The organism is Aeromonas sp. 604443, from assembly GCF_049170315.1.
Lineage (GTDB): Bacteria > Pseudomonadota > Gammaproteobacteria > Enterobacterales > Aeromonadaceae > Aeromonas > Aeromonas veronii_A.
Genome location: NZ_JAAKMI010000028.1, coordinates 1 through 995, shown reverse-complemented (window position 1 = coordinate 995; position 995 = coordinate 1). Strand labels below are relative to the sequence as shown.

1 protein-coding gene and 1 pseudogene are annotated in these 995 nt (G+C 52.4%); both read right to left on the bottom strand.

Annotated elements, in window-relative coordinates:
• Positions 1-173 precede the first annotated feature (173 nt).
• Complete coding sequence (gene gmhB, locus G5380_RS20460; RefSeq protein ID WP_421209067.1) at positions 174-716, bottom strand: D-glycero-beta-D-manno-heptose 1,7-bisphosphate 7-phosphatase; 543 nt, start codon at positions 714-716, stop codon at positions 174-176.
• A gap of 111 nt (positions 717-827) precedes the next feature.
• A pseudogene (gene tuf, locus G5380_RS20455) lies at positions 828-995 on the bottom strand (elongation factor Tu); the annotation flags it as partial.

The window sequence follows — 995 nt, the reverse complement described above, 5'->3', positions numbered from 1 at the left end:
TTTCAAAGGCTTTTCGAGGTTACCGACGAGGTTGTTTGCGTTGCCGCTTGCCCTGTCGATGGAGGCGCATTATAGGGGGTGAATTCGTTCTGGCAAGCGGATAATTGCAAAAAGATGGCTTTCGTTGTTCGTTCGCTCACAAAGCCACCAATTGGCATATTAAACCGGCGAAATCAGCTTGCTGCAGGCACCGCGATGGCAAAATCATGCAGGTTGTCATAGATGGCATCTGCCAGTGCGCTACCCGTTTCGGTAACCGGCTTACCGGTTCTGACCATGATCTTGTGACCGACCCCGGCATTGCTCGCTGCTTTCAGATCGGAAGGCTTGTCACCCACCATATAGGAACGGCTCATGTCGATGTTCAGTTCCTGCTTGGCGAGCAACAGCATTCCCGGTTCCGGCTTGCGGCAGTCACAGGGAGCACCGTGATCCGGATGGTGTGGGCAGAAGTAGATACCATCGAGGTCCACATCGCGATCGGCCAGCGACCAATCCATCCACTCGGTCAGGTTCATGAAATCATCTTCGGTGAAATAACCGCGGGCAATCCCTGACTGGTTGGTCACTACAACCAGCAGATAGCCTTTCTTTTTGAGGAGCAGCAGGGCGTCTATGACTCCGGGCAGAAAATGGAAGTCATCAACCTGGCTGACATAGCCAGTGTCTTCATTGATGACACCGTCACGATCCAGAAAAATGGCGGGTTTGCTCACGGAAACTACCTCAATCAATGGTTTTGCCCAGTATCTCACAGGGCAGATAAAGCCCAAAAACAAAAGGGGCAGCCGAAGCCACCCCTTTCATGTGTGCATTTAAAGTATCGATTAAGCGATAACTTTAGCTACAACACCAGCACCTACGGTACGGCCACCTTCACGGATAGCGAAACGCAGGCCGTCATCCATCGCGATCGGCGCAATCAGGGTAACAACCATCTTGATGTTGTCGCCCGGCATTACCATCTCTACGCCTTCCGGCAGTTCGATGGTACC